23 protein-coding genes are annotated in these 26,104 nt (G+C 51.1%); 14 read left to right on the top strand and 9 right to left on the bottom strand.

The features are described 5' to 3' along the window. Positions 1-109 precede the first annotated feature (109 nt). Positions 110-1,057, bottom strand: a complete 948-nt coding sequence (locus SPM24T3_RS02395) for a sulfonate ABC transporter substrate-binding protein (RefSeq protein WP_009635094.1) — start codon at positions 1,055-1,057, stop codon at positions 110-112. 105 nt (positions 1,058-1,162) lie between these two features. Then, positions 1,163-3,052, bottom strand: coding sequence for a sigma-54-dependent Fis family transcriptional regulator (locus SPM24T3_RS02390; RefSeq protein ID WP_009635093.1), 1,890 nt, complete (start codon positions 3,050-3,052; stop codon positions 1,163-1,165). Between the two features lie 276 nt (positions 3,053-3,328). Between SPM24T3_RS02390 and ssuD the strand changes: the two genes are divergently transcribed. The 7 genes from ssuD (at position 3,329) to SPM24T3_RS02355 (ending at position 12,260) form a co-directional block, all read left to right on the top strand. Then, positions 3,329-4,501: an FMNH2-dependent alkanesulfonate monooxygenase gene (gene ssuD / locus SPM24T3_RS02385; RefSeq protein ID WP_009635092.1), complete on the top strand. Its 1,173-nt coding sequence runs from the start codon at positions 3,329-3,331 to the stop codon at positions 4,499-4,501. Positions 4,502-4,511: 10 nt separating this feature from the next. After that, positions 4,512-5,621, top strand: a complete 1,110-nt coding sequence (gene sfnG / locus SPM24T3_RS02380; RefSeq protein ID WP_009635091.1) for a dimethylsulfone monooxygenase SfnG — start codon at positions 4,512-4,514, stop codon at positions 5,619-5,621. Next, complete coding sequence (locus SPM24T3_RS02375; protein WP_009635090.1) at positions 5,614-7,029, top strand: FAD/NAD(P)-binding protein; 1,416 nt, start codon at positions 5,614-5,616, stop codon at positions 7,027-7,029. The genes sfnG and SPM24T3_RS02375 overlap by 8 nt, the downstream gene beginning before the upstream one ends. 97 nt (positions 7,030-7,126) lie before the next feature. After that, positions 7,127-8,527, top strand: a complete 1,401-nt coding sequence (locus tag SPM24T3_RS02370; RefSeq protein WP_009635089.1) for an LLM class flavin-dependent oxidoreductase — start codon at positions 7,127-7,129, stop codon at positions 8,525-8,527. 240 nt (positions 8,528-8,767) lie between these two features. After that, positions 8,768-10,231 (top strand): MFS transporter, encoded by a 1,464-nt coding sequence (locus tag SPM24T3_RS02365; protein ID WP_009635088.1) that lies wholly within the window; start codon positions 8,768-8,770, stop codon positions 10,229-10,231. Then, entirely contained in the window at positions 10,224-11,438 is a 1,215-nt protein-coding gene (locus tag SPM24T3_RS02360) for an acyl-CoA dehydrogenase family protein (protein WP_009635087.1), read from the top strand. The genes SPM24T3_RS02365 and SPM24T3_RS02360 overlap by 8 nt, the downstream gene beginning before the upstream one ends. 144 nt (positions 11,439-11,582) lie before the next feature. After that, entirely contained in the window at positions 11,583-12,260 is a 678-nt protein-coding gene (locus tag SPM24T3_RS02355) for an HAD family hydrolase (RefSeq protein ID WP_009635086.1), read from the top strand. A 104-nt stretch (positions 12,261-12,364) separates the two neighbouring features. On the opposite strand, the gene iolE is transcribed toward SPM24T3_RS02355, so the two are convergent. Both iolE and SPM24T3_RS02345 read right to left on the bottom strand, forming a co-directional pair. Beyond that, positions 12,365-13,261: a myo-inosose-2 dehydratase gene (gene iolE / locus SPM24T3_RS02350; protein WP_009635085.1), complete on the bottom strand. Its 897-nt coding sequence runs from the start codon at positions 13,259-13,261 to the stop codon at positions 12,365-12,367. Positions 13,262-13,280: 19 nt separating this feature from the next. Further along, complete coding sequence (locus SPM24T3_RS02345; protein WP_009635084.1) at positions 13,281-13,760, bottom strand: heme-degrading domain-containing protein; 480 nt, start codon at positions 13,758-13,760, stop codon at positions 13,281-13,283. A 321-nt stretch (positions 13,761-14,081) separates the two neighbouring features. Here SPM24T3_RS02345 and zigA point away from each other — a divergent pair, with 321 nt between their 5' ends. Then, complete coding sequence (gene zigA / locus SPM24T3_RS02340) at positions 14,082-15,314, top strand: zinc metallochaperone GTPase ZigA (protein WP_009635083.1); 1,233 nt, start codon at positions 14,082-14,084, stop codon at positions 15,312-15,314. Positions 15,315-15,397: 83 nt separating this feature from the next. Here zigA and SPM24T3_RS02335 read toward each other — a convergent pair whose 3' ends face one another. Both SPM24T3_RS02335 and SPM24T3_RS02330 read right to left on the bottom strand, forming a co-directional pair. Beyond that, positions 15,398-16,294 carry a DMT family transporter gene (locus SPM24T3_RS02335; RefSeq protein ID WP_050956131.1) on the bottom strand — a complete coding sequence of 299 codons (897 nt, stop codon included), beginning with the start codon at positions 16,292-16,294 and terminating at the stop codon, positions 15,398-15,400. Positions 16,295-16,320: 26 nt separating this feature from the next. Continuing rightward, positions 16,321-16,911 (bottom strand): TetR/AcrR family transcriptional regulator, encoded by a 591-nt coding sequence (locus tag SPM24T3_RS02330; protein ID WP_009635081.1) that lies wholly within the window; start codon positions 16,909-16,911, stop codon positions 16,321-16,323. A 427-nt stretch (positions 16,912-17,338) separates the two neighbouring features. On the opposite strand from SPM24T3_RS02330, the gene SPM24T3_RS02325 reads away from it, so the two are divergent. Further along, positions 17,339-18,244 carry a DapH/DapD/GlmU-related protein gene (locus tag SPM24T3_RS02325; protein WP_009635080.1) on the top strand — a complete coding sequence of 302 codons (906 nt, stop codon included), beginning with the start codon at positions 17,339-17,341 and terminating at the stop codon, positions 18,242-18,244. Between the two features lie 119 nt (positions 18,245-18,363). Here the strand turns inward: SPM24T3_RS02325 and SPM24T3_RS02320 are convergent, their stop codons facing one another. Beyond that, positions 18,364-18,756 (bottom strand): RidA family protein, encoded by a 393-nt coding sequence (locus SPM24T3_RS02320; RefSeq protein ID WP_009635079.1) that lies wholly within the window; start codon positions 18,754-18,756, stop codon positions 18,364-18,366. Between the two features lie 152 nt (positions 18,757-18,908). On the opposite strand from SPM24T3_RS02320, the gene SPM24T3_RS02315 reads away from it, so the two are divergent. Beyond that, complete coding sequence (locus tag SPM24T3_RS02315) at positions 18,909-19,511, top strand: TetR/AcrR family transcriptional regulator (RefSeq protein WP_009635078.1); 603 nt, start codon at positions 18,909-18,911, stop codon at positions 19,509-19,511. A gap of 58 nt (positions 19,512-19,569) precedes the next feature. Here SPM24T3_RS02315 and SPM24T3_RS02310 read toward each other — a convergent pair whose 3' ends face one another. Beyond that, a complete protein-coding gene (locus SPM24T3_RS02310) occupies positions 19,570-20,745 on the bottom strand; it encodes a cupin domain-containing protein (protein WP_009635077.1) in 1,176 nt (391 codons plus the stop codon). Positions 20,746-21,102: 357 nt separating this feature from the next. Here SPM24T3_RS02310 and hpxO point away from each other — a divergent pair, with 357 nt between their 5' ends. The 3 genes from hpxO to SPM24T3_RS02295 all read left to right on the top strand — a co-directional run bounded on the left by hpxO (position 21,103) and on the right by SPM24T3_RS02295 (position 23,385). Then, positions 21,103-22,260: an FAD-dependent urate hydroxylase HpxO gene (gene hpxO, locus SPM24T3_RS02305; RefSeq protein WP_009635076.1), complete on the top strand. Its 1,158-nt coding sequence runs from the start codon at positions 21,103-21,105 to the stop codon at positions 22,258-22,260. Positions 22,261-22,408: 148 nt separating this feature from the next. Beyond that, positions 22,409-22,606 carry a hypothetical protein gene (locus tag SPM24T3_RS02300; RefSeq protein ID WP_009635075.1) on the top strand — a complete coding sequence of 66 codons (198 nt, stop codon included), beginning with the start codon at positions 22,409-22,411 and terminating at the stop codon, positions 22,604-22,606. After that, the gene (locus tag SPM24T3_RS02295) at positions 22,606-23,385 is read left to right on the top strand and encodes a hypothetical protein (RefSeq protein WP_009635074.1); all 780 of its coding nucleotides are present in this window, start codon (positions 22,606-22,608) and stop codon (positions 23,383-23,385) included. The genes SPM24T3_RS02300 and SPM24T3_RS02295 overlap by 1 nt, the downstream gene beginning before the upstream one ends. Before the next feature lie 271 nt (positions 23,386-23,656). On the opposite strand, the gene SPM24T3_RS02290 is transcribed toward SPM24T3_RS02295, so the two are convergent. After that, a complete protein-coding gene (locus SPM24T3_RS02290; protein ID WP_009635073.1) occupies positions 23,657-25,069 on the bottom strand; it encodes an MFS transporter in 1,413 nt (470 codons plus the stop codon). A gap of 97 nt (positions 25,070-25,166) precedes the next feature. On the opposite strand from SPM24T3_RS02290, the gene SPM24T3_RS02285 reads away from it, so the two are divergent. Further along, entirely contained in the window at positions 25,167-26,030 is an 864-nt protein-coding gene (locus SPM24T3_RS02285) for a LysR family transcriptional regulator (RefSeq protein ID WP_009635072.1), read from the top strand. The last annotated feature ends 74 nt before the right edge of the window (positions 26,031-26,104 follow it).

The following is a 26,104-nucleotide window of genomic DNA, read 5'->3' as shown; positions in this document are numbered from 1 at the left end:
TATTGTATTAACCCGATGCTATTTTGATGGCGAAGATGCTGCCCCTGCGGTAATACAAAACGGGGCAGCATTGTAGTGAAGAATTTCGCAATGGAATTTTAGTAAAGAGTTACTGCTTATCCAGAGACCAAGTTGCAGTATTTACGTCAACACTAACCGGTAGTAGTCCGTTACTCTTGAATTTATCGGCGATGACCTGCTGTTGTTTAAACACTTCCGGCGTCATTCGCTCCGCGCCGAACGGCATTCTCGCCAGCGCTTTTGCCCAGATTTTCTTGTCCAGACCGGTGGATGTAGACTGGATTTCTGCCGTTTCATCAGGATGCGCGTTTGCCCAGTCGCTGGTGGACTTTAGCTCGTCAATTAATTTCAGCGCGGTTTGCGGATAAGTTTCGGCAAATTTTCTGCTCGACAGGAAGAAAGTGTAATGTGGCACCAAATCCACGGCGTTGGTCACTTCTCGGGCGTTGGCATGGGTTTCCACTTCAGCCAGGAACGGGTCCCAGATAGCCCACGCATCAATGGCTCCGCGTTGGAAGGCGGCGCGGGCATCGCTTGGGGCCAGGTATACTGGGGTAATGTCTTTATAACTCAGACCGGCTTTCTCCAACGCAGCGACCAGCAAATAGTTGACGTCAGAACCTTTATTCAGCGCCACGCGTTTTCCCTTGAGATCGGCCACAGTTTTGATGGTCGAATTTGCAGGTACCACGATAGCTTCTGTTTTCGGACTGGCAGGAGAGTGCGCCAGATACACCAGATCGGCCTTCGCCGCCTGGGCAATCACCGGGGGTGCATCACCGGTTGCCGCGAGGTCAATACTGCCGACGTTGAGGCCTTCAAGCATTTGTGGACCCGCGGTGAATTCCACCCACTTAACCGCAATACCCTGTTTCTTGAAATCGTCATCCAGCGTGCCGCGATATTTCAGCAGCGCGAAAATATTGGCTTTTTGATAGCCAATATTGACCACTTTTGGCAACGCCTCGGCACTAGCCGAGGGTATCGAACCTAAAAGCACTGCCGCAGACAGCACACTACGCACTAAAATTTTCATTAATTGTTTTCCTGAGCTTATAGCTGAAAGATCGGTAGTGGAAAAAATATAACAAAATTCGTAATAAGCGCTTAATAGAATAAAGTCATAACTTAGATGAAAGCTTTACTCGGCCCAGACCGCATCGCGAACGTTAATAGCACGCGCAATTAATCCCAGCGCATAGAAGCGATCGGCGATGGCTTGCTGGTCGCGAATAATCCCTAAACCCATTCTCTGGGTTTGATGACTGCGGCGCGCCAGCGCAAGACTTAGCGAATCTGTGGCCAGTCCAAGCTCGGCCGAGAGCAGGCTGGCCGCCTCGTTTCGGTTGGCATCGATATAACGCCCGGTCTGCACCAGCGCGTCCATCAACTGATGCAGCAGATCGCCTGAATGGGTGGCAAATTCCCGGTGCGCCAGATAAAACTGATGATTGTTTACCCGCCCACTGCCGTTGGCGATAACGCGCAGTTGCCCGCAGCGTTCGGCGTCGCTGAGCAGCGGGTCCCACATCATCCAGGCATCAACGGCGTGGTGATCGCTGGGCGTCAGCGGATATTTAGGCGGTGAATACACGACTCTCACGTCGTCAAGCGTCAGGCCTGCCTCGTCGAGAATCTGCACCAGCAGATAATGAACGTTGGAACCTTTATTTACTGCGATACGTTTACCCCGCAGATCGCTGATATTTACGATGGGGCTTTCATTCGCGACCAGCAGCGCCACGCTTTGCGGTGCCGCAGGTTCCCAGGCGACATACAGCACCCGATTATCACTGGCCTGTGCAAACAGCGGCGGAACTTCGCCGGTGGTGCCGAAATCAATCTCGCCGTTGCTCAATGCATGCAGTAATTGAGGACCGGCGGGGAATTCACTCCACAGCACGCTAATCCCGCTGCCCGCGAACTGCTGTTCCAGCGATTGTCGCGCCTTGAGAATCCCGAGATTGCCAAATCTTTGATAGCCAATCCGCAGCTCGCGTTCATGGGGCGCGCGATTGCGATGACTGCGCTGGCCGTTGCCACTGGGGCTGCGTCGCGGTTTGATTAAACCGAGATGCCCCAGATGCGTGCGCAGTGTGTGACGACTGATCCCCAGCAGCGACGCGGTTTGCAGCTGGTTGCTGCCGCTGATTTCAAAGGCATTGCGCACCAGTGCATCGGTGACTCGTTGATAAATCTGCTGATTGCCGCTTTGCAGATGCTGACGGATAAATTCGTCCAGCGCCTGTTCACTGGCGGGTAAAGTGTCTGCGCTCACCGAGCTGAGACGCAGTTGGCGTGGAGAAATGATCGTTTCGCGGCTGAGCAGCACGGCATTGTGCAGGGTATTTTCCAACTCGCGAATATTGCCCGGCCACGGATATTCCATCAAGGCAGCCATCGTCTCGTCGCTAATTTGTAGCTGAGGGCGGCCGAGACGACGGGCATACAGCCGCAGAAAATGCTCTGCCAGCAGTGGAATATCTTCGCGACGCTGGCGCAGCGGCGGCAGGGTTACGGCTGCAACATTGAGACGATAATAGAGATCTTCCCGGAAACGGCGTTCGCGGATCGCCTGCGCTAAATCAACGTGAGTCGCCGCAATTACCCGCACATTGACCTTCACGGCGCGGTGCGAGCCAACCCGGGTTACCTCACGTTCCTGCAATACTCGTAACAGTTTGACCTGCAAAGGTAAACTCAGCTCGCCTATTTCATCCAGCAGCAGCGTTCCGCCCTCGGCGGCTTCAAACCAACCCTGATGGCGATCGCGTGCGCCGGTAAATGCGCCTTTTTCATGACCAAACAGTTCCGACTCCGCCAGGCTTTCCGTGAGCGCACCGCAGTTCACTGCCAAAAATGGCTGCTGCCTGCGCGGGCTGTGGTGATGCAGATAACGGGCCACCACCTCTTTGCCGGTTCCGGTTTCCCCTACAATCAGCACAGTGGCGTCGGTAGGGGCGAGGCGGTCAAGCACGCTTTGAAAGGCGAGCGACGCGGGATCGATCAAAGTAGGGCCGTGATTCTGCATCTTTCACTCCAGCGGGTTGGTAAACGGTAAGAAACAATACCGTTGTACTGGCCGTTGAGCGAGACGGCAAAATTGAGATTTGTTGCAAATGCGGCAGCGTGGTGGCAGCGGTTGTTGCATTTGCAACAAATTTTTGAACATGCAGAATTTTTAACGCATTGATATTTATTGATTTTAAATTTTTACCGTCTTGGCATACTTCCTGCTTTTACCTTTATAACCAAACGGATGTTTTGTATCTAATAAATTAAGATATCGTTATATAGGAAAGTGATAATGAGCGACTCAGTACAGGACAACATCAACGTATTCTGGTTTCTACCGACCCATGGAGACGGGCGTTATCTGGGAACCACTGAGGGTGGCCGTCCGGTAGATTTACCTTATTTACAACAAGTTGCATTAGCTGCCGATAGTCTCGGCTACTACGGCGTGCTTATTCCAACCGGTAAAAGCTGTGAAGATTCCTGGCTGGTAGCCTCGGCATTGGCACCGATTACCAAAAAACTGCGTTATCTGGTCGCGGTGCGTCCGGGACTGCAACCGCCGACGCTGGCGGCACGCATGGCGGCAACGCTGGACCGACTGTCAGAAGGCCGCTTGCTTATCAACGTGGTGACCGGCGGCGATCCGGTAGAAAACAAAGGCGACGGTATTTTCCTCGGCCACGCCGAGCGTTATCAGGTGACGCGCGAATTCCTTGACGTTTATTCCCGCCTGCTGAAGGGCGAAAAAGTTGATTACCACGGCGAACATATTCATGTCGAGGGCGCTGAAGTGCTGTTTCCGCCGGTTCAGGAAGATGGCCCACCGCTGTATTTCGGAGGGTCTTCTGACGAGGCCATCGACGTGGCGGCTAATCAGATCGACACCTACCTGACCTGGGGTGAACCGGTGGAGCAGGTTAAAGAGAAGCTTGAAGTGGTGCGCAGACGTGCCGCCGCGCGTGGTCGTAAACTGAATTACGGCATTCGTTTGCACGTTATTGTGCGTGAAACCGAAGAGGAAGCCTGGGCAGCCGCTGACCGTTTAATTGCTCATCTTGATGAAGACACTATCGCCGCCGCGCAGAAAATTTTTGCGCGTATGGATTCCACCGGGCAGGCACGTATGAGCGCCCTGCACGGCGGTTCTCTCGACGGACTGCGTATCGCGCCAAACCTGTGGGCCGGTGTCGGGCTGGTTCGCGGCGGTGCGGGGACGGCGCTTGTGGGTAAGCCGCAGCAGGTCGCCGAGCGTATTCGTGAGTATCAGGCGCTGGGCATCGAGAACTTTATCTTCTCTGGTTATCCGCACCTCGAAGAGGCTCATCGCTTTGCCGAACTGGTGATGCCGCTGCTGCCACTGGCCTCTAACGCCGAAAAAAAGCAGCGTACGGTGAATACCGGGCCGTTCGGCGAAACCATCGGTGGCGATCGCCGTCCGGTGAAACAAACCAGCGCCAGCTAAGGAACTATTCATGAGCCAACAATCAATCGATCAACCTATTCAGTTTGCCTATTGGGTGCCAAACGTTTCTGGCGGGCTGGTGATCAGCAATATTGAACAGCGCACCAGCTGGGATTTCGACTACAACCGCAAGCTGGCGCAAATCGCCGAACGTGCCGGTTTCGATTACGCACTGACGCAAATTCGTTTTACCGCCGGTTACGGGGCTGACAATCAGCATGAGTCCGTGAGTTTTTCTCAGGGGCTACTAGGTGCTACCGAAAAGCTGAAAGTGATTGCCGCACTGCTGCCCGGTCCGTGGAATCCTACATTGGCGGCCAAACAAATCGCCACTATCAGCCATCTAACCCATGCCCGCATCGCGGTAAATATCGTCAGCGGCTGGTTTCGCGGTGAGTTTAAGGCGATTGGCGAGCCGTGGTTGGACCACGAAGAACGCTACCTGCGATCCGAAGAGTTTATCCGCTGCCTTCGCGGTATTTGGCAGGAGGAAACTTTTAATTTTGCCGGTGATTTCTACCGCTATCGTGACTATGTGATGAAGCCAAAACCGCTTAATCCGCTGCCAGAAATCTTTCAGGGTGGCAGTTCACGCGCGGCTCGCGACATGGCCGCTCGTGTCTCCGACTGGTATTTCACCAATGGCAATAGTGTAGAAGGCATCCGCCAGCAGGTTGAAGATATTCAGCTGAAAGCAGCCGCTAATCAGCATCAGGTCAAGGTAGGCGTTAACGGTTTTGTCATTGCCCGCGATACCGAACAGCAGGCGCAGCAGGTATTGCAGGAAATTGTGGCTCAGGCCAATCCCGAAGCGGTAAAAGGCTTTGCCCATGAGGCAAAAAATGCCGGGAATGCTTCGCCTGAAGGTGAAGGTAACTGGGCAAAATCCACCCTTGAAGATTTAGTCCAATATAACGATGGCTTTAAAACCAATCTGATTGGTACACCGCAGCAAATTGCCGAGCGCATCATTGCACTGAAAAATACCGGCGTCAGTCTGATGCTGCTGGGCTTCCTGCACTTCCATGAGGAGGTCGAGTTCTTTGGCCGCGAAGTTATCCCGCGGGTTCGTGAATTGGAACGCCAGCAGCAGCAGCAGCGGGAGTTGGCGCATGGCTGACCGGCGTATCGTCATCGTCGGCGGCGGTTTTTCTGGTACCGCGCTGGCAGTACACCTGCTGCGCAACGGCGCTGGTGGACTGAAAGTTACGGTGATAGAACCCCGTGAACAGCTGGCGCGCGGCGTGGCCTATGGCACGCAGGATCCGGCGCATCGCATCAATGTGCCAGCCGAGCGGATGCAGCTTTCAGCAGCCGAAGAGGGCGATTTTGATCGCTGGTACCGAACCACCGAGGCTTTTAATGAAGATACTGCGGCCCGCTGGCACGACGGCAAAGTCTATCCGCAGCGCGGCCAGTTTGGTGTTTATATCGCCGAACAGCTTTCCCGCGCGACAGCGTCTTCTCCTGTCGAGTTGACCCACGTCCGCGAGCCGGCGGTAGCGCTGGAGGGCGACACAGTGATCACCGCTTCCGGCCAGCGTTACCAGGCTGATGAGGTGGTGCTGGCAATCAGCCACCCTCCACCGGCATTGCCCGGCGCGCTTGAAGCATTAAAAGATCACCCGGCACTGATTGCCAATCCGTGGGAGGTTGATGCTTTGGACCGTGTTGCAGAACAGGATCGCGTGGCGATCATCGGCAGCGGTTTAACCATGTCTGACGTGCTGGCTTCGCTAAATCGATTGGGTCATCAGGGGCCGGTGGTGGCGTTTTCCCGCCGTGGCCAGCTGCCGCGCCCGAATCTCGGCGGTTCTTTTGAACCGCGCCCGTTGAATTATCAGCAACAACAAGCCAGCACCGCGCGCGGCTGGTTGCGACGGGTCCGCCAGGAGGTGGCGCAGGCGGCGGAGCAAAACCTGCCTTGGCAGCTGGTACTGGATGACATCCGCCTTCACGGCCAACAGCTGTGGCAGCAACTTTCCCTAAACGAGCAGCGCCGTTTTTTGCGCCACCTCCGCCCGTGGTGGGACGTGCACCGCTACCGCATTGCACCGCAGGTCAGCGCGGTGATTGAACACCTGCAGAGTGAAGGGCGTTTGCAGCTTCAGGCGGCTCGCCTGCTGAGTGCCAAAGCCGAAGGTAATGCTTTGCGGCTGACTCTGCAGCCACGAGGCGGCGAACCGAAGATTTTGCTCGTCGATAAGCTGGTAGTCACTACCGGACCGGCTCACGGCACCTTGCTAAAAACCGATGCGTTGCTTAACCAACTGGCGACGCAAGGGCTGATTCAGGCCGATCCGCTGGCGCTGGGCATCGCTGTCAATGCTGATTCGCAGACCTTAAATCTCGACAACCAGGCCAACCCGCATCTTTACGTGGTGGGTCCATCGGCGCGTGGCCGTTTTGGCGAGCTGATGGGTCTGCCGCAGGTTGCCGAACATGCTGAAACGGTGGCTCGCCAATTGCTGAACATCCACGCTAGCCAGCCGGTTGAACGATGTCCAACTTCACCGAAAATCCTCTGATATTTTCCTGATTTTTTTGTGAGTTTTTCCTGATTTATTCAGATAACTATTGTGATCCGGGCAGCTTGCAGAGACCCGGTTATCCAGGGAGTACGCTATGTCATCGCAACGTGAAATTCGCTTAAACGCTTTTGATATGAACTGTGTCGGTCACCAGTCACCGGGTCTGTGGGCACATCCGCGCGACCGCTCATGGCAGTATAAAGATTTGGAATATTGGACCGATTTGGCACGATTGCTGGAGCGCGGAAAATTCGACGGCCTGTTTATCGCCGACGTGCTGGGCGTGTACGACGTGCTGGATGGTAACAACGACGCGGCCATTCGCAACGCCACTCAGGTGCCGGTCAATGATCCGTTGGCGCTGATTACCCCGATGGCGCTGGTTACCGAGCATCTTGGATTCGGCCTGACGGCGTCGTTGTCGTTTGAACATCCTTATCCGTTTGCCCGTCGCCTGTCGACCTTGGATCATCTGACCAAGGGGCGCATCGGCTGGAATATCGTGACTTCGTATTTGGAAAGCGGCGCGCGCAACATTGGCTATCAGGCGCAGGCCGATCACGACGCACGCTATGACTACGCCGACGAATATTTACAGGTGGTCTACAAGCTGCTGGAGGGGAGCTGGGAAGAGGGTGCAATTTTACGCGACCGCGAGCGTCGGGTGTTCAGTGATCCAGGTAAAATCCACCCGATTAATCATCAGGGAACCTTCTTCCAGGTGCCGGGAATTCACCTTTGTGAGCCATCACCGCAGCGCACGCCGGTTCTTTATCAGGCAGGGGCTTCCAGTCGCGGCAAGCAGTTCGCCGCCGAACATGCCGAGTGCGTGTTTGTTGCCGTGCCGTCAAAAGTGCTGCTGAAGAAAACGGTGGCGGATATTCGTCGTCGTGCCGCAGAGGCTGGGCGCGATCCACGCAAGGTACTGATTTTCAATCTGCAAACAGTGATCGTCGGCGAAACCGACCAGCAGGCACAGGCCAAGTGGCTGGATTATAAAAGTTATGTCAGCTACGAGGGCGCACTGGCGCTGATCTCCGGCTGGACCGGCATCGACTTTGGGCAATATCAGCCGGATCAGGTGCTAAAACATCTGCACACCAACGCCATTCAGTCGGCAGTTGAAACCTTCTCGACCGCCGATCCTGACCGCCAGTGGACCGTGCAGGCATTGGCAGACTGGGTCGGCATTGGCGGCTTTGGTCCACTCATTGTCGGAAGTGCCGCAACAGTGGCCGACGAGCTGCAAAGCTGGGTCGAAGAGACCGATGTTGACGGTTTTAATCTGGCCTATGCGGTGACGCATGAAACCTTTACCGACGTAGTTGACTTGCTGGTGCCCGAGCTACAAAAACGTGGCGTTTACAAGCAGGATTACCAGACGGGCACGCTGCGTGAAAAATTGTTTAATCAGGGTGACCGTTTGCAGGCACCGCATCCGGGCGCGGGTTATCGCCGCAACACAAAGCAGGAAACCCAGCCTGTGCACAGCTAATGAAAGGTAAGTTTTAACCTGTTTTCTGGTTCGCAACCGGGTCGGCTCCATGCTTGCCCGGCTTTTGCATTGCTATTAATTAATGCTATCAACTTATTGATTTTAATGAATTTATTATCAATATTTGTTGTTTGTTATCCCCCGTAAAGCCCTTTATAACTGCTTCTTAGTACTTGTTAAAAGCGGTTGCACCTGTTTGCCAACACTTCTCTTCATATGATTAAAAAAACAGAGGGTTTTATGAGCACCATTAATATTGATGACGGCATCGATGTGCCGCCATTGCATTCAACACCAATAGGTTCAGTCAGCGACGTGGCTCAGCTGATCAACACCAGCGACAGTAAAAACAGCTATGCCCGCTGGATAGTTTTTCTGGCGCTGGGCGGCGTGTTTTTAGACGCCTATGACTTGACTACGCTGTCCTATGGCATCGACGATGTGGTTAAAGATTTCAGCCTGACCCCAACGCTCACCGGCTTTGTTGCTTCATCGATTATGCTCGGCACCATTGTCGGCAACCTACTCGGTGGCTGGCTGACGGACAAATACGGGCGCTATTCCGTCTTTATGGCTGACATGCTGTTCTTCGTGGTTTCTGCTATCGCCGCCGGTCTGGCACCTAATGTTTGGGTATTAATCGGCGCCCGTTTCCTGATGGGAGTCGGCGTCGGCATCGACTTGCCGGTGGCGATGGCCTATCTGGCCGAATTCTCGAAATTTACCGGCAAAGCCAACAAAGCTTCGCGCGTAGCGGCCTGGTGCCCAATGTGGTACGCCGCGTCCTCGGTGTGTTTTCTGATCATCTTTGGTTTGTATTTCTTGCTGCCGAAAGAGCATATCGACTGGCTTTGGCGTGCGTCACTGCTGTTTGGCGCAGTGCCTGCGTTGTTGATCATTGCGGTGCGCAGCAAATTTATGAATGAATCACCGCTGTGGGCGGCCAATCAGGGGGATTTGAGTGGCGCAGCGCGTATTCTGCGCGATTCTTATGGCATCCAGGCGCATGAAGATAAAGAGGCGATTGCCAAACAGGTCAAACAGACGCCGCCAAAAGTCAGCTTCCGCGTGCTGTTCCAGAAACCTTATCGCGAACGCACTATCGTTGCCGGAGTGATGAATGTCTGTGTATCTTTCGAATACACCGCAATTGCCTTTTTCCTGCCATCGATTCTGGCGCAGTTTCTCGGCGCCGGGGTGTTTGAAACTATCTCTGCGTCGCTGGGGCTTAACGCGCTGTTTGCCTTTACCGGCGGCCTGCTGGGTATGCGTCTGGCGTGGAAATTCCCGTCTCGTCACGTTGCTATTGCCGGTTTTGCCTTGCAGTTTATTGCTCTGGTTGCGCTGGCACTGATTGGCCATCCGACGGCGCTTATTGGCATTGTTTTCGCCATCCTGATGCTAGGTCTGTGGCTGTTTGCCGAAGGTTTTGGCCCAGGCGCGCAGATCATGATTTATCCGTCCCTGTCTTACCCAACTCATATCCGCGCAACCGGCGTCGGTTTCAGCCGATCCTTATCAGGTATCGGCAGTGCGCTGGCACTGTTTATCTTGCCAATTTTGCAGGCCACCTTTGGCACCAACATGTTCTGGATTGTCTCTCTGAGCGCGCTGCTGCCTATTGCCTTCCTGTTGGTGGTGCGCTTTGAACCAACCCGCCGCGATATTGACGACCATACCGAAAATGGAGAACAACATGTCTGAACAACATCACGCTACCCCTGATTATCAACAGATCGCTGCCCGTTTCCGGCAGATTTTTGCCCGCATCGCCGAAGGCGCGGTGGAACGCGAGCGCGATCGGGTGCTGGCGGTCGAGCCAATTCGCTGGCTGAAAGAGGCTGGTTTCGGCACCTTGCGAATTCCGGTGAGTCAAGGCGGTTTTGGCGTCACGTTACCGCAGCTGTTTCAGTTGTTAACCGAGCTCGCCGAGGCTGATTCCAACCTGCCACAGGCTTTGCGCGCGCACTTTGCTTTTGTTGAAGATCGACTGAATCAGCCCGACAGCGAAGCTAGGCAGCGCTGGTTCCGCCGCTTTGCCGACGGCGAGCTGGTGGGCAGCGGTTGGACAGAAATCGGCAATCTGAAGTTGGGCGAAGTAATAACAAAGGTCACACCGGCAGATAATGGCTGGCTGCTAAACGGGCACAAGTTTTACAGCACTGGCTCACTGTATGCCGACTGGATTGATGTTTACGCCCAGCGCGCCGACAACGGCCGCGATGTGATTGCACTAGTCAACACTCATCAGAGCGGAGTAAAGCTCGACGATGACTGGGACGGTTTCGGCCAGCGCCTGACCGGCAGCGGCAGCACGCGTTTTGAGCAGGCCGCGGTGGAGGCGTCGCACGTCTATGACTTCAGCGAGCGTTTCCGTTATCAGACCGCGTTTTATCAGCACGTTTTATTGTCAACGCTGGCCGGAATTGGCCGTGCGGTCACTCGTGATGCAGCACTGGCAGTCGGCAATCGCAAACGTATTTACAGTCACGGCAATGCTCGGCAGGTGAAACAAGACGTGCAGGTGTTGCAGGTTGTGGGGCAGGTTTCCAGCTGGGCCTACGCGGTCGAAGCCACAGTGCAGCAGGCTACCCATGCGTTACAGCAGGCTTTTGAGCTGCATGAAAGTAAAGATCAAGCAGCAATTCAACAGGCAAACGTGCAGGCCGAGCTTGATGCAGCCAAGGCTCAGGTGATCGCCAGCGAACTTATTCCACGCGCGGCCACTGAGCTGTTCAATGCTTTGGGGGCTTCAGATACTCGTACCAGTAAAGCGCTGGACAGGCATTGGCGTAACGCGCGCACCGTCGCGTCGCATAATCCGGTGATCTACAAAACTCGTAACGTCGGCGACTGGGAAGTTAACGGCAGCGATCCGACCTTTATCTGGCAAATCGGCAACGGCGAATAAGGCGTCAAGATAACTCAGGTTTATATCGCCGACACGCCATCCGGTGGCACAGAAAAATACGCGATGTGGTGAATTTAGTCTTACTATAAATCAGCAGAATCAACTGTTCAGCTTTGTTATTGGCTTATCTTAGGGATCCATTTAATGACAGACCAAAAAACCGGTATTGTAGTCTTCGACATCGACGGTACCCTGACTGACAGTATTCCCCAGCACCAATTTGCGTTTGAAAACGCTCTACGGTCTTTTAATTTTCCGGCGCTGAGAACTGATTGGGTAAACTATCTGCATCATACCGACAGTGCGATATTCGTGCAGGCGTGGGCCGAGGCGAAATTTACCTCATTGAGTGATCTGGCAGAGTTAGAAACGCGTTATATACGCGAATTGGATCAACAATTAGCGAAAAAACCTTTTGCTGAGATCGCCGGTGCGGCTTCTTTTATTCATTGGTTAAATGAACAGGGTTGGAAAGTCGTCTATGCCACCGGCAGTTTACGGTACGGCGCCGAGAAAAAGCTGGCTGCGCTAGATATTGATTTACGCGATGCCATTTTGGTGACGGCTTCTGAATACCTAACTCGGGAAGATTTGCTGATTAACGCCATTAAACAGGCAACTGAGAAATATTCTTTGGCTGCCGGTCAAAAGATTATTTCCATTGGCGATGGTGTTTGGGATCTCAAGACAGCAGAAAATCTCGACGTGGCGTTTATCGGCATCGGCGTTGGCGCAAAAGCCAAACTGCTTACCGACCTCGGTGCAACGGTTTTTGCCGACTTTAATGAATTGAGAAAACAGGGGGAGCATTTAATTCATTGAGCGTAAAGGGGAAAGAGGTACAGCAAATTTCAGGAAATTTACCCAAGGCCGTTTATACACGTTCACAACTAGAAAATGGGTTGCCTTGGCAACCCGTTTTATTTTCAAAGGCCGGTATTTTCGCGGATAAATTGCCGGGCTTTGAGGGCGTATTCCAACGGATTGGCAATTGCCGGGTCTTGCTCGGCCTCGACTACCATCCATCCTCGGTAACCGCTTTTTTCCAGCAATGAAAATATTGGCGCAAAGTCGATATCGCCGTCGCCGGGCACGGTAAACATTCCCTGACAGACGCCGCCCATAAAGGAAATGTTATCCTGCTTCACCCGACTCAACACTGCGGTACGACAGTCTTTAAGGTGTACGTGGCGGATGCGGGCAAGGTGTTTTTCCAACACATTGACCAGAGCTTGCTGATTCAGTTCTGAGGCGTAAACGTGGCCGGTGTCGAACAGCAGATAAACATTTTGGTTCACCACGCCCATAAACTGGTCAATCTCTTCCGGGGTTTGAATACCCGTTCCCATATGGTGGTGCAAACAAACCGAAATACCCTTTTCAGAAGCCAACTCTGCCAAGTGGTTATAACCGTCGGCAACCCGCTGCCACTCAAGCTCGTTGAAAACAGGTTTCACGCCATAAACTGGCTGAGGTAACCCCTGAATACTGCCGCTTTGCTCGGAACAACCAATTACTTTAGCGCCCATGCTGTGCAGGAAATCCAAAGTTTCTCGAAATTCTTGTATCGTTTGCTCGCCGCGACCGTCGGCAAAAAAGGTGCTGAACCACGCATTGCAGATTTCTAAGCCGCGAAGCGCCAATGCCGGTTTAAGCACAGCAGGATCGCGGGGATATTTGCTGCCAACCTCGCTTCCGGTAAATCCGGCGAGTGCCATTTCACTAATACACTGCTGAAAGCTATTTTCGATGCCCAGTTCGGGCATGTCATCGTTGGTCCAGCCGATTGGCGCTATCGCCAGTTTTACAAATTCGCGGTTCATGGTTCAGTCCCTGGAAAAGTTACTTTTTGCTGTTCAGATAGTGACTAATCCCGTGGATCACCAGCGCATGGTCGTCCTCGGAAGGCAGCCCGCTGACGCTTACCGCGCCAAAAACAGCCCCGGATTTTGTCAGTAATGGAAAACTACCGCCGTGATCGCAATACTCTGCCTGATTGATAAAGGTGTGATGTTCCATGCGCGTGCCGGATTGTTCGTAGTTCAGACCCGCAAATAAAGAGGAATGGGCGAGTCGCAGCACGGTATTTCTTTTTCGCTTCATCCATTCCAGATTATCGGCGCTTGAACCTGGCAAGGCTGATAGGAAAAGAGGCTGGCCGAAAGCAAACACCTCGATAGCAACCGGAGCATTGGCTTCTGAGGCGCGTTGATGAATGGCATTACCAATTGCCCAGGCGGAATTAAAATCGAAATCAAGATTGTTGAAACGGTATTCGCGCTCTTGCTCAAGCAAAACGTCGAGGGTGAGAAGTTGACTCATTTTAATAACTCCTGAATTAAACAGCGAAAAGATCATAAGCAAGAGGCTAAGCGAAAGGCATGAAAGTTTCAATTTCAATTTAAAATGAAATAAATGAACTATTTTTTATTTACATTTGATTTTATTGAAAATAATCACAAAATCTGACTTGTCAGACTGGATGATTACCGCAATGAAGTTGCATATTTGTGATAATCATCACTTAACACACGATGATGAAATGGGATGGATAGACTCAATTTTATTGCGCGATTAAATTATTGTTATGTTATAACATAATAAATATAACAAGGTATTTAATCACTGATAAGAGGTCATCTGATGCCGATTCAATCTGTTACCCCGGCTTCCCACCATCGAGATATGCGCTTACCCGTTACCGTGTTATCCGGCTTTTTAGGTGCTGGCAAGACCACGTTACTCAATCATATTCTGAATAATCGACAGGGATTGCGCGTCGCGGTAATCGTTAATGATATGTCAGAAGTGAATATTGATGCCGCTCTGGTCAGGGCAGGTGGCGCCGAGCTTTCCCGCACCGATGAAAAACTGGTAGAGATGAGCAATGGTTGTATCTGCTGCACGCTGCGTGAAGATTTGCTGATTGAGGTCAATCGACTGGCCAAAGCGGGGCGCTTCGAGCACCTGGTTATTGAGTCAACCGGCATTTCTGAACCTCTGCCGGTCGCGGAAACATTTACTTTTGCCGATGATCAGGGGCAAAGCCTGTCCGACATTGCTCGTCTGGACACGATGGTCACGGTAGTTGATGCCTACAACTTTTTAAAAGACTACGAATCTGACACGCCTTTGCAGGAGCGCGGCGAATCCTTAGGAGAATTAGATGAACGCACCGTGGTCGATTTATTGATTGAGCAGATTGAATTTTGCGACGTGTTAGTGCTGAACAAAATCGATCTTATTGCTACCGAGCAGCAAGAAAAGCTGTTTGCCATTCTGCATAGCCTGAATCCACGGGCAAAAATTGAGGTTGCTTCTTTTGGAAAGGTGCCTCTGGAAAAGGTGCTTAATACGGGGCTTTTCGACTTTGAACAGGCAGCTCAGGCACCGGGTTGGTTAAAGGAACTGCGCGGTGAGCATACCCCGGAAAGCGAAGAATACGGCATTGGCCATTTCGTTTATCGAGCGCGTCGGCCTTTCCATCCTCAGCGTTTTGCCGCGATCATTGAGAATAAATTGCAGGGCGTGGTGCGTTCCAAAGGATTTTTCTGGCTGGCGACACGACCAAGTTTTGCTGGGTCATGGTCGCAGGCCGGTGGTGTGGCAAGACAACATAAGGCCGGCATGTGGTGGGCTAGTGTGCCGCGTGAACGCTGGCCTGAAGATCCTGAAACGCTGCAATTTATCCTCGAATATTGGATTGAAGGCATAGGTGATGCGCGACAGGAATTAGTGTTTATCGGCATTGACATGGACGAGGCCGGACTGCGTCGGGATCTCGATAACTGCCTGCTGAACGACTTGGAAATGCTGGAGGGACCCATCGCCTGGGAAAAATATCACGACCCTTTGCACGCCTGGGATGAAGCATAATCGACATTAGTTAGCCAGTATCCACAGTATGACGATGCCGAGTCAATTTGGCCGGGCTGCATAGAGTGCAGCCCGATGGCCGTTTAATGAGAGGATCGGCTTAATTGCAGTTTTGGATTTTTTGCCGGCATGCTGATAATGATTAGACAGGCTCCTACCATTGCGATGCCCAGCCAGCCTTGCGCAGATATTCTTTCTCCGACGATAAACACCGCCAGAACGGCGGCCACTACCGGTTCCAGCAAAGTCAGAGTCGTTGCCATGCTGGCGGGGATCCTTGCCAGTCCAAAGCCAAAACAGACATAGCCGATAAACATCGGCACCAGTGCCATATATAACCCGACCGCTGCGTTGTTCCATGACTCAACAAGTGAGGCACCGGTCAGCAGCAGTACCGGCATCAGCATTAAACCGCCGATTCCGAAGGTGGCACCCATCGCCGTTTTTGATTCAATACCTTTGCGCATGATTTGATGTGCCGCCCAAGAGTAAAGTGCATAGGTTAGCCCGGCCAGCAAGCCTAGTAATACACCGTTCAAAACGTCTGCGGAGGAGCTTGTATCAACATGGTTGGTATTTTTTGCCAGACATAACAACAGCATGCCGACAACGCCCAGCGTAGCGCCCGATAACCAACGTTTTGTCAGTCTTGAACCACTAAAGAAATATTCGATTAATGCCGAGAAAAGCGGGGCGGAACCAATTGAGATCACTGTGCCAACGGTGACTCCGGCAAGATGCATAGAGGCATAAAAGGCCAGCGGATAAACTGCGACAGCGATTGCACCGATAAGCAATAAACGCCAGTTTTGCTTTAACTTGGCGCGATGTCGGAGAATACCTTTAAGCGCAATCAGTGCCTGAAGCAGGCCACCCAGGCCCATTGCCACCGCCCCAATAGCCAGCGGGCTAACTTTTGGGGTAAAGGTGGCCGCGGTGCCGGTCGTTCCCCATAATATTGCGGCAAAAAGTACGGCCATCACGCCGCCTGCCTGAGTGCCAAGTCTCACATCGCCTCCATCATGGCGTTGGCCATTTTTAATGCCTGTCGAACACATTCTCCGTTACCTTCAAGGCCGGCGCGGGACATGGCACCTTCAAGCATAAATGAAAATAGACGAGCGGTATCAAGGGCTTTCGTCTTATCTCCAGCTGTAAGGCCAAGCAAATGTTCTGCAAGAATAGACTCCACCTGTTCTTTATGGCGTCGAACCGCCTGTCTGCCGGGGGCATCCGCAGGCAACTCAGCGGCGGCGTTTAATAATCCGCAGCCTCTGAATCCGCGTTCATAGGCGTGCTCGGCGTGATCCTGATAGGCAAGAAAAACGGCCAGAACCCCTTCTTTAGAGGTTTTTGCCTGCTGCAGTCTTGCTTCGTAAAGCGACAACCATTCTTGATGACGAATTTGCAGATAGGTTTCAACTAATTCCGCCTTGGAGGCGAAGTTGTTGTAGAGACTTTTCTTGGCGACACCGGCGCGTTTTACCACCGCATCTATACCCGTACCAGCAATCCCATCATTATAAAAAAGTATCTGCGCGGCCCCTAAAAGGCGGTCGCGGGCGCTTTGTTGTGGTTCCGATTTGCTGCTTTTCATACCTAAACCTGCAAATTCTTAGTGAATAGGTAGCCCAGTCTACCTACTTGTGTTTCGGCGTCAAGGTTCAGACGAGGACGAGATTTGGTGATTAAGGATAAATCAGGGTTAACTCATCGTTAAATCAGGAAAAAATCAGGGGGCGGGGGTTGACATTATTGGTCAGAGTTTGTGAAAAAATGGGTCAGATGCGATGTTCGGAATTTTTAGCCAGAGGGAAGCGCATTACTACGGAGAGGGGATCGATAGTGAATCTTCGGGCGTAATTCGCACAAAGTCTACGCGTTACTGCCTGGAATCTTTGATACCAGAGTCTTGCTTGAAAACACCTCATTAATAAATCGTCTAACTTTATTAGTAATTATAATTTTAAACCTAACGTCATGCGTGGCATCTTAATCGGCTAACTACTGATTTTGGAATAATTATGAGTAATAAGCAGATTGTAGAAGTCGAAGGGCTTAGATATGTCGACGTGGCGTCAGACAAAACTGTAGAAGCGTTTTACCCTGATGATGTGACCAGCAAACGTAGCTGTCTGGCCGAGAAACACGGCATTGTTCGTCAGGAGAAATTCTCGATTTCTGTCGATCTCGATCAGCCGATCGTTTCTACCGAAGATGCTTACCTGCGCCTGCAGTGGCTGTCGAAAAGAAAAGTAAAACCTAACAGCATTAACTTGCAGGGTATTTTCGAGCAACTTCCAAACGTAGCATGGACCTCGGCTGGCCCGGTATTTCCACAGCTGGTTGAAAAATTAAGAAGCCACGTTGCAGATGACTATCATCAGCTGGTGGTGTATTCGGTAGATAAATTCCCACGCATGCTGGATTACGTGATCCCAAGCGGCGTGCGCGTCGCCGACGGCGATCGTATCCGTCTGGGGGCTTACCTGTCCGAAGGGACTACCGTGATGCACGAAGGTTTCGTCAACTTTAACGCCGGTACATTGGGCAAGAGCATGGTCGAAGGCCGCATTACCCCGGGAGTGACCGTGGGCGAAGGCAGTGACGTCGGTGCCGGCGCTTCGATTATGGGAACCCTGTCAGGCGGCGGCAAAACCGTTAACTCAATCGGCAAAGACTCTCTGCTGGGTGCCAACGCCGGTATCGGAATTTCGCTGGGCGACAACAGCATCGTTGAAGCTGGCCTTTATGTTACCGCCGGTACCAAAGTGCTGCTGCCAGACGGAACTCACGAATATGCGCGCAATCTGTCAGGAAAAAATAACATCCTGTTCAGAAGAAACAGCAAAACTGGCGCGGTTGAAGCACTGACCACCGACTCCTCAGTTTGGGGTGGGGTTAACAGCGCTCTGCATAATAACGATTAATTCAGCGCTGCGAGTCAAGAAACCTAATTCTTCTCGTCATATGAACTAGGTTAATTTACTGCCGCTGATAGTCACGCAGGATCCGGTCGTTCTGGCCGGGTCCTGAACAGCGCCGCTTGTTAGCCTGGGATCCGGGCAATCGCTTTAATTTCAAAATCAAAACCTGCCAACCAGTTTACCCCCACCGCCGTCCAATTAGGGTAGGGTGGCTTGCCGATCGCCTTTAATCTCACCGCGTTAAGCGTTTCCCACTGTTTTTCAGGATCGGTATGGAAAGTGGTCACGTCAACAATATCGTCAAACGTACACCCTGCAGCCTCTAAAACAGCGTTTAAATTATCGAAAGCAAGCTGCACCTGCCTGCCAAAGTCCGGTTCTGGCGATCCATCTTCACGGCTACCCACCTGGCCAGAAACGAACAACAGATCTCTGCTTCGAATAGCTGCTGAATACTGATTAATTTCGTAAAGTGCCTGCCTGCCAGCAGGGAAAATCGCATCGCGTTGGCTCATTCTTGCTTCCGTTAGTGCATGATTAAGGACTCAGATAAACTTTGCGGAATAGCTGGGGTAAGCGTTAACATACGCCGCGTATGTATTGATATCTCACATACGCCTCGTATGTCAAATAATATACGAAGCGTATTTTTTTGATGGAGAGGAAAATGGTGGCGACACGACGCGATCAAAAGGCTGAGGAGACTCGCGCCAGACTTATCAAGGCAGCACGAAAAGCGTTTGCAGAAAAAGGCTATGCCGCCGCATCGATGGATGAACTCACCGCCGAGGCCGGACTGACACGAGGCGCGCTCTACCATAATTTCGGTGATAAAAAAGGATTGCTGCAGGCGGTGATCAATCAGATGGATGCCGAAATGCTGGAACGGCTTCGCGTGGTTCAAGAGCAGGCAGAAGATCTTTGGTCAGGCTTTGTTGCAGAGAATATTGCCTACATCGAAATGGCTTTAGAGCCTGAAATCCAAAGAGTTATGCTGCTTGATGGCGCAGCAGTATTAGGCGACCCGTCTACTTGGCCGAACCAGAACGCCTGTTTGCGCCGGGCTGCGATAACGATTCAAACTCTGATCGATAATGGTACGCTTAAAAACGTCGATGCCGAAGCTGCTGCTCGCCTGTTAAACGGTGCTGCGCTAAACGCTGCCCTGTGGATTGCCGCTGCGGAAAATCCGCTTGGCGTTTTGGCTCGCACGATTGATGTCTTTCTAAATCTGGCGGATGGATTGCTGAAAAACCCAGTCATAAAGTAGACTTGTCTGCAAACAATAGCCCGCATCAAGACGGGCTATTGTTGGTTGAGGTAATTAATCAGGCTTTTTCTGCGCCTTTCGAAATGACCAGCTTCTCTGCCGGACGTGCGGCCCAGTCTGACTCATTGTTGAGGAAGTTATCGGCCAGCACGTTGGCCGGTGTTTTCGCCAGCCAGTCGGAAAGAGAAATATCCTGATAAATCCCGCTATCCAGCACGACCAGCACCTTCAAGTCTTCGTCGCCTATATTTTCGATATAGTGTCCGAATCCTTGCGGAACATAGCCGACATCGGTGGCATCAAACTCTTCTGTTTCGGCATGACCGTGGGAGCTAAATACGGTCATTCGGCCTTTACCCGAAATGTAGTATTGCCATTCATTGGCGTTAGGGTGCCAGTGCATTTCACGCACTGCGCCAGGCTTCATGATTTCAATCACGCCGGTAATGGTTTTAGAAACCGGAAACTCTTTTGAAGAAACAATATGCACGCTGCCGTTTTCGCTCGAAAAGAACGGTGGAAGGCTCATCATCGGATAATGATGTTTTAATGGGGAGTTATCGAGTCCACCATTGTTGCGCGCCAAAGGTAAAGCCGGGGGGACTTTGCCGGTAACAATGTAGGCTTCACCCTGTTTGGCTTTCGAAAATATCGACGCGGGTAAATTGGTGCTTTTACTTAAGACTTCCTTAGGTGTATGGGCGATCCAGTCGGTGATGCTGAAGGTGCCAAACTCGGAGAAATGTCCATTATCGAAGGCCAGAATAAAGTGTGCACCGCCTTCCATTGCTTGGATAGAATGGCCATAGCCTTTTGGAAAATACCAGACATCTCCTGGGCCAAATTCAGCGACTTCAGAAGTGCCTTCAGGATCGATAATAGTAATGCGGGCTTTACCCGATAGCATAAAAGCCCATTCGGCGGCGATGGCATGCCAGTGAAGTTCGCGCACAGAACCGGCAGCCAGCGTCATGTCTACCGCTGCAATACCTTCAGAAATAGGGAATTGTTTGACAGTTGCCTCGCGCGCCCAGCCTCCCGGCAAGGTGCGTTTTTCGCTATCGGTGAACTTATATTTATAAATGCTCTTTGCGCCTTTAGCCGGCTGATAAGTGGTCGGCGGGACAATGTTGCGATCTTCATCTGCCGATGCTTTGCCGATCATAGCACTGGTTAATCCTACCGTTGCCGCTCCAGCGGCAGACATTTTTAACATATCACGACGTGTTAACATGCATTATCTCCTTAAAAAAATTAAGGGTAATAGAGGCTCATAATTCACGCAAAAATAGTGTATTTCTTAATGTTGTGATGTTTCAAATCAGCAATAACGTTAAATAAATCGCGAACAATGTTTATTTTAGGGCATGAAATATAACCACTGTTTGAGATTGGTGCTACAGCGCACCGGAGTGGTTCATTGCTCTATGGTTGTGCCTTTTTTTGGTGCGTCACTTTCAGTTCTGTAACAAAAGTTTCAATTAAAATTGTATACAGCGATTGTATACAAGGCTCGGCGGGCAAAAGCCTGAGTTTTACAATTCTGGTATAGAAATTGCTTTTTACCTTGTAAGACTTCAAGGAGAGCAAAATGAAAGCGATCGTGATTGGTGGTGGTATTGGTGGTACGTGTGCAGCGATTGCGCTGAAGCGGTTTGGCATCGAGACTGCGGTTTTTGAAGCAGTAAAAGAAATTAAACCGGTGGGTGCAGCCATTTCTATCTGGCCGAATGGCGTTAAATGTCTGAATTATCTGGGCATGAAGGACGCTATTCGTGAACTGGGTGGTCAGATGCGTTATATGGCGTACAACGAATATCAGCAAGGCCAGACCATGACGCGCTTTAGCATGGACCCGCTAATCCAGAGCGTTGGCGAACAGCCTTATCCGGTAGCGCGTGCGGAATTACAGGCATTATTGCTCGACACTTATGGTCGCAACGACGTGCAATTTGGTAAGCGAGTAACTCATGTCGAAGAGTCCGCCGACAGCGTAACCGCTTGGTTTGATGACGGAACTTCGGCTACCGGCGACTTGCTGATCGCCGCCGATGGCACGCATTCCGTGGTCCGCAAGCAGGTGCTGGGCTATGCTACCGAGCGCCGTTACGCAGGTTACGTTAACTGGAATGGGCTGGTCGAAATCGACGAAAGCATTGCCCCGGCCGACCAGTGGACGACTTTTGTAGGTGAAGGCAAACGCGTTTCACTGATGCCGGTTAGCGGCAATCGTTTCTATTTCTTCTTCGATGTGCCCTTGCCAAAAGGACTCGAACAGGACCGCAGTACCTTGCGCGAAGACCTTCAGCACTACTTTGCAGGCTGGGCAGAGCCGGTACAAAAGCTTATTGCGCAAATTAATCCTGAAACCACCAACCGTGTTGAAATTCACGATATTGAACCGTTTGATAAATTGGTGAAAGGTCGCATTGCGCTGCTTGGCGATTCTGCTCACAGCACCACGCCGGACATTGGTCAGGGGGGATGTGCAGCAATGGAAGATGCGGTTGTGCTGGCAACCATTCTGCAAACTAATTCCTTGGGCATCGAAGATGCTTTGCTGCGTTATCAGGAAAAACGCGCGCCACGAGTGAAAGATTTAGTCCTCAAAGCGCGTAAACGCTGCGACGTAACCCATGGTAAAGAGATGGCTGTGACCCAGGAATGGTATGAGGATTTGAAACACGAAACCGGTGAAAAAATTCTGGCAGGTATGTGCGACACCATTCTTGGCGGTCCGCTCGAGTAATTCTGTTCCTGTCACTCCTTTCAAACTGAGGCATGTCGAAAGATATGCCTCTTTTACTTATTAGGCCTGATAACGTCCAAACTACCAAATATCCTATGGATAGATAGGATATCGCCTGCCATGCTTAAACTCTTTTATGGAGGACGCGATGCGTAAATTTATATTTTCTATATTTTCCAGCCCGGAATCACTATTACAGGTTTTAAGCACGCGTGATGTTGAGGAAGCGATTGAAGAAGGCGAGCGTATTATCATTAATGAGGACGGTGTTGCGTCGGTAAATATCCACAGTAAAGAGGTTCACGAGGATTTTGCCCGGCATGTTCAAGAGCTAAGGAGGGTTTAATGGGCACGGCGGTATTTATGGTATTGATGGTCTGCGGCTACTGGTACACCAGTCGCGATTTATCTACCCGATTTAAATTCAAACGTACTTTTGGCTGGGACGTTTATTTTTTAGTGGCGCTGTACGGCTGTATTTTTGTGTTGCAAGGTCTACTAGCTACTGCTTTGATTTGGTTGGCACTTTTGGTTGCCTCAACCATTCTGAATGCTACCTCGTATTCACTGGCTGACCATTACCACCACATGCAAATGGACTTTATGAACTGGAGTTTTCTGGGGATCCAGGCTCCGGTGGTGATCATGCTGACTTTGGCAGTACTATTTTGCCTATATCGCTCAAACTGGGCCGGAAGTGCACGATTAAATAGTTCTGGGCGCAAAGAGCTGTATAAACGGCTGACTCACTCTAATGGGGTTGAAGGGCTACTATTTCAGTGTATGGAAGAAGGACATTTAGCGTGGATTACACTCAAGTCGCGAAGAATTTATATTGGTATGATACACACTGCTTCATTTGAAAATAGCGCTACCGCCAATGTAGTACTTATTCCAATGCTGAGTGGTTACCGGGAAGGAAAAATGTTGAATTTATGCATTGAGCATAATTACAGTGCCTGGTATGACGAGCATGGAATTACGCTGGATTCTTCTCCGCGTTCAGCGATGGATTTTCGCAAGGTCATTATGGTTGAGCAGATTGAAAGCCTCTCGTTATTTGATGCTGCGAGTGCCAGCGCTTTGGCGATTAAGGAATCTGCTGAACAAGCGCAAAATAAGTAATTTAGATCAGTTTCTGCAACTTTTGTTTCGCTACTGGCTCATTGCCAAATATCTGAACCGGCGTTGCAATGTTTGATTGTGCTCTCTATTGAGAGCAATTTGGATTCTGGCCGCTTACCCGCAATGATTAGGTTTAAATGATCATTAGTGTGGGGCAATGGCCACCGATCCACAGCAAAGGCTTCTTTAAGAGTGGCGCAGGAACGAGCTTGTTTAGGCATTGAGAAAGGCCCAGACAATGACGTTAAACTAAAAGTAAGCTCAGCTGCCATTAACGCTTTTTGCTCAGCGCATCTGGAATCAGTTTCTCGCGAACAGAAATTTCTCGGGGTGCCAGATGCCTGAAAGCCAACACACATGCGAGTAACAGTAATAGCGATGAAAGCTCCAATGCGAGCTTCATTCCTTGTAGAAAGAGACCACTTTCCCTAAAGCGTACCAAAAATCCGAACAGTGCCACGCCAATAACGCCGCCTACTTGTCTTGACGCGTTAAGCAGTCCAGAGGCAATACCAGCCTGAGTTCCTGCTACTGCTGCCAAAGTTGCATTAGTGATAGTGGGTATCGTTAGCGCGATACCGCCACCGGCAATTAACATCGGAATCGACATCAGTTCGTATGAACCGGAGGAGAGGCCCGGTAAAATAAGTAAATATCCTAAAGCAGAGAGGGCCAAACCCGTTGCCGCCATATTTCTGGCGCCAACGCGTGTTACATAACGGCCTGCTGCAATATTGGCAAACACCATAATTCCCATCATCGGCAAAAAAGCCAGCCCGGTTTTCAGCGGCGGGTATTCTCTGATAAATTGAAAATAGAGGCTGAAAGTGAATACCATGCCGTAAAAAGTTAAATTGGCGAGTAAGCCGATTAGCGTTGAGCTACTCAAAGTCTTATTAGAAAAGAGGCTCAACGGCAGCATTGCCTTCGGGTTTCTTCCCTCAAGCCAAACAAATAAGATACCAAACAGGATAAAGCAGCCACTTGATGCATAAATAATAGGGTCATCCCATCCGAAACTGCTGGCTTCAGTTAAGGCAATGGTCAGGCTGGCCAGAGTGACTGCCCCGGTTATTTGTCCCGCAATATCCAGGCTTTTCCCGGATTGAACGGGCGAGGTTGGTGCAAAACGGCCAGCAATCCACAAGCCAATCAACCCAATTGGCAAATTAACGAGAAATATGCTGCGCCAGCCAATGGCTGAAATCAGGAAACCGCCAATAACCGGACCCGCTGCCAGTGCAATACCGCCGCCAGCTGCCCACCAACCGACGGCACGACTGCGGGCTTCGGCATCGACAAATACCTGACGAATAAGAGATAAAGAGGCGGGAACTAACAGCGCGGCTCCGAACCCTTGTAAAATGCGCGCCACAATTAATATTGGCAGGCTCGGCGATAATCCGCAGCAAACTGAACCCAAGGTGAATATTGCGAATCCCAGCATAAATACCCGCTTTGCACCCAGACGATCCCCTAGAGCACCCGCTGTGAGTAATAGTGCAGCAAAGACTAATGAATAAGCGTTGACTACCCATTGCAGGTCAGTAATACGTGCAATAAATTGGCGGCTTAATGCCTGCAGGGCGACATTGACTACGCTGACATCGAGTAGGACTACGACAAATCCTAAGCAGGCAGCAAGCTGGATAAACTTAAGCTGTTGGGTTGAATGACTTTCCATTGAAAGCTCCTTTTAATGAAGATTGAGCTATCATAAGTCGTATTCAGATGTGCAGATATTTGGTATATGCACACATTATACTGGGAAAAATGCACAGATGTTTGACTGGGAAGATTTACGCTATTTTCTTGCGGTGGCGCAGCAGGGAAGTTTGTCCGGCGCGGCTCGTGCTTTAAAGGTCGATCATGCCACGGTGAGTCGTCGATTAAATCTGCTTGAAGAAAGTTTGCAGGTGCGACTGGTTGACAGATTGCCGCGCTCATGCCAATTGACACTCCTCGGGCAACAGATTGCCGAGCTGGCGGGCCAAGTCGAGCTGAACGCTTTTGCGGTTGAAAGAACGGCTCGCGCAGCTCAGTTACCCTTGGCTGGAAAAGTAGTCATCAGCATGCCGCCAGTATTGGCATACAAATTTTTGGCTAATAAGTTGTTTGCTTTCCGCCAGTTGTATCCAGATATTCAGTTATCGATAGCCAGTCAGGCACAGAGTGTTTCTTTAAGTCGTCGAGAGGCGGACATTGCCGTGCGGCTGTTTCGCCCCATTGAGCCTCGAAGTGTGGCTCGCAAAATAGGCGACATGGCCTTTGCCCTCTATGCCAGCAAAGATTACGAATATGCCAAGATTCCAGACCGCTGGGAGTTTATTGCCTATAGCGAACAGTTTGCCGATATGCCGCATCAAAAATGGCTGCTCGAAGCGGCAAGGGAAAGGAGGATTGTGGCAGAGGTTAGCGATATTATCAGTCAGTACGAGGCGGCTAAAACAGGAATTGGGATCGCGGGTCTGCCTTGCTTTATTGGTGATGCCGAAAATGAATTGCAACGAGTAACCGATATATCCGAGGCCATTCCTTTCTCCAGAGAAATTTGGATTTTGGTTCATGAAGACTTGAGAAATACTCCGCAAATCCGCGCAGTAATGGATTTTCTTATATCGGGTATTGCTAAGCAAATGGCCTGATGTTCTGAGTTTTCTAATCCTTATCTGCATATTTCACCGTGCAGAATTAGCAATTAATGGGATGTGCTAACGAC

It is taken from the genome of Serratia sp. M24T3 (assembly GCF_000257645.1).
Classification (GTDB): domain Bacteria; phylum Pseudomonadota; class Gammaproteobacteria; order Enterobacterales; family Enterobacteriaceae; genus Rouxiella.
This window is presented reverse-complemented; position numbering and strand designations above follow the sequence as displayed.

Excerpts from the sequence above, each read along its gene's own strand:
- SPM24T3_RS02330 (WP_009635081.1), bottom strand. The coding sequence starts at position 16,911 with ATGAAAAGCAGCAAATCGGAACCACAACAAAGCGCCCGCGACCGCCTT.
- SPM24T3_RS02300 (WP_009635075.1), top strand. The coding sequence starts at position 22,409 with ATGCGTAAATTTATATTTTCTATATTTTCCAGCCCGGAATCACTATTA.
- SPM24T3_RS02320 (WP_009635079.1), bottom strand. The coding sequence starts at position 18,756 with ATGAGCCAACGCGATGCGATTTTCCCTGCTGGCAGGCAGGCACTTTAC.
- iolE (WP_009635085.1), bottom strand. The coding sequence starts at position 13,261 with ATGAACCGCGAATTTGTAAAACTGGCGATAGCGCCAATCGGCTGGACC.
- SPM24T3_RS02285 (WP_009635072.1), top strand. The coding sequence starts at position 25,167 with ATGTTTGACTGGGAAGATTTACGCTATTTTCTTGCGGTGGCGCAGCAG.
- SPM24T3_RS02375 (WP_009635090.1), top strand. The coding sequence starts at position 5,614 with ATGGCTGACCGGCGTATCGTCATCGTCGGCGGCGGTTTTTCTGGTACC.
- SPM24T3_RS02295 (WP_009635074.1), top strand. The coding sequence starts at position 22,606 with ATGGGCACGGCGGTATTTATGGTATTGATGGTCTGCGGCTACTGGTAC.
- SPM24T3_RS02370 (WP_009635089.1), top strand. The coding sequence starts at position 7,127 with ATGTCATCGCAACGTGAAATTCGCTTAAACGCTTTTGATATGAACTGT.
- SPM24T3_RS02325 (WP_009635080.1), top strand. The coding sequence starts at position 17,339 with ATGAGTAATAAGCAGATTGTAGAAGTCGAAGGGCTTAGATATGTCGAC.
- SPM24T3_RS02310 (WP_009635077.1), bottom strand. The coding sequence starts at position 20,745 with ATGTTAACACGTCGTGATATGTTAAAAATGTCTGCCGCTGGAGCGGCA.
- SPM24T3_RS02345 (WP_009635084.1), bottom strand. The coding sequence starts at position 13,760 with ATGAGTCAACTTCTCACCCTCGACGTTTTGCTTGAGCAAGAGCGCGAA.
- SPM24T3_RS02335 (WP_050956131.1), bottom strand. The coding sequence starts at position 16,294 with ATGGCCGTACTTTTTGCCGCAATATTATGGGGAACGACCGGCACCGCG.
- SPM24T3_RS02290 (WP_009635073.1), bottom strand. The coding sequence starts at position 25,069 with ATGGAAAGTCATTCAACCCAACAGCTTAAGTTTATCCAGCTTGCTGCC.
- SPM24T3_RS02390 (WP_009635093.1), bottom strand. The coding sequence starts at position 3,052 with ATGCAGAATCACGGCCCTACTTTGATCGATCCCGCGTCGCTCGCCTTT.
- SPM24T3_RS02365 (WP_009635088.1), top strand. The coding sequence starts at position 8,768 with ATGAGCACCATTAATATTGATGACGGCATCGATGTGCCGCCATTGCAT.
- hpxO (WP_009635076.1), top strand. The coding sequence starts at position 21,103 with ATGAAAGCGATCGTGATTGGTGGTGGTATTGGTGGTACGTGTGCAGCG.
- SPM24T3_RS02355 (WP_009635086.1), top strand. The coding sequence starts at position 11,583 with ATGACAGACCAAAAAACCGGTATTGTAGTCTTCGACATCGACGGTACC.
- sfnG (WP_009635091.1), top strand. The coding sequence starts at position 4,512 with ATGAGCCAACAATCAATCGATCAACCTATTCAGTTTGCCTATTGGGTG.
- ssuD (WP_009635092.1), top strand. The coding sequence starts at position 3,329 with ATGAGCGACTCAGTACAGGACAACATCAACGTATTCTGGTTTCTACCG.
- zigA (WP_009635083.1), top strand. The coding sequence starts at position 14,082 with ATGCCGATTCAATCTGTTACCCCGGCTTCCCACCATCGAGATATGCGC.
- SPM24T3_RS02360 (WP_009635087.1), top strand. The coding sequence starts at position 10,224 with ATGTCTGAACAACATCACGCTACCCCTGATTATCAACAGATCGCTGCC.
- SPM24T3_RS02315 (WP_009635078.1), top strand. The coding sequence starts at position 18,909 with ATGGTGGCGACACGACGCGATCAAAAGGCTGAGGAGACTCGCGCCAGA.
- SPM24T3_RS02395 (WP_009635094.1), bottom strand. The coding sequence starts at position 1,057 with ATGAAAATTTTAGTGCGTAGTGTGCTGTCTGCGGCAGTGCTTTTAGGT.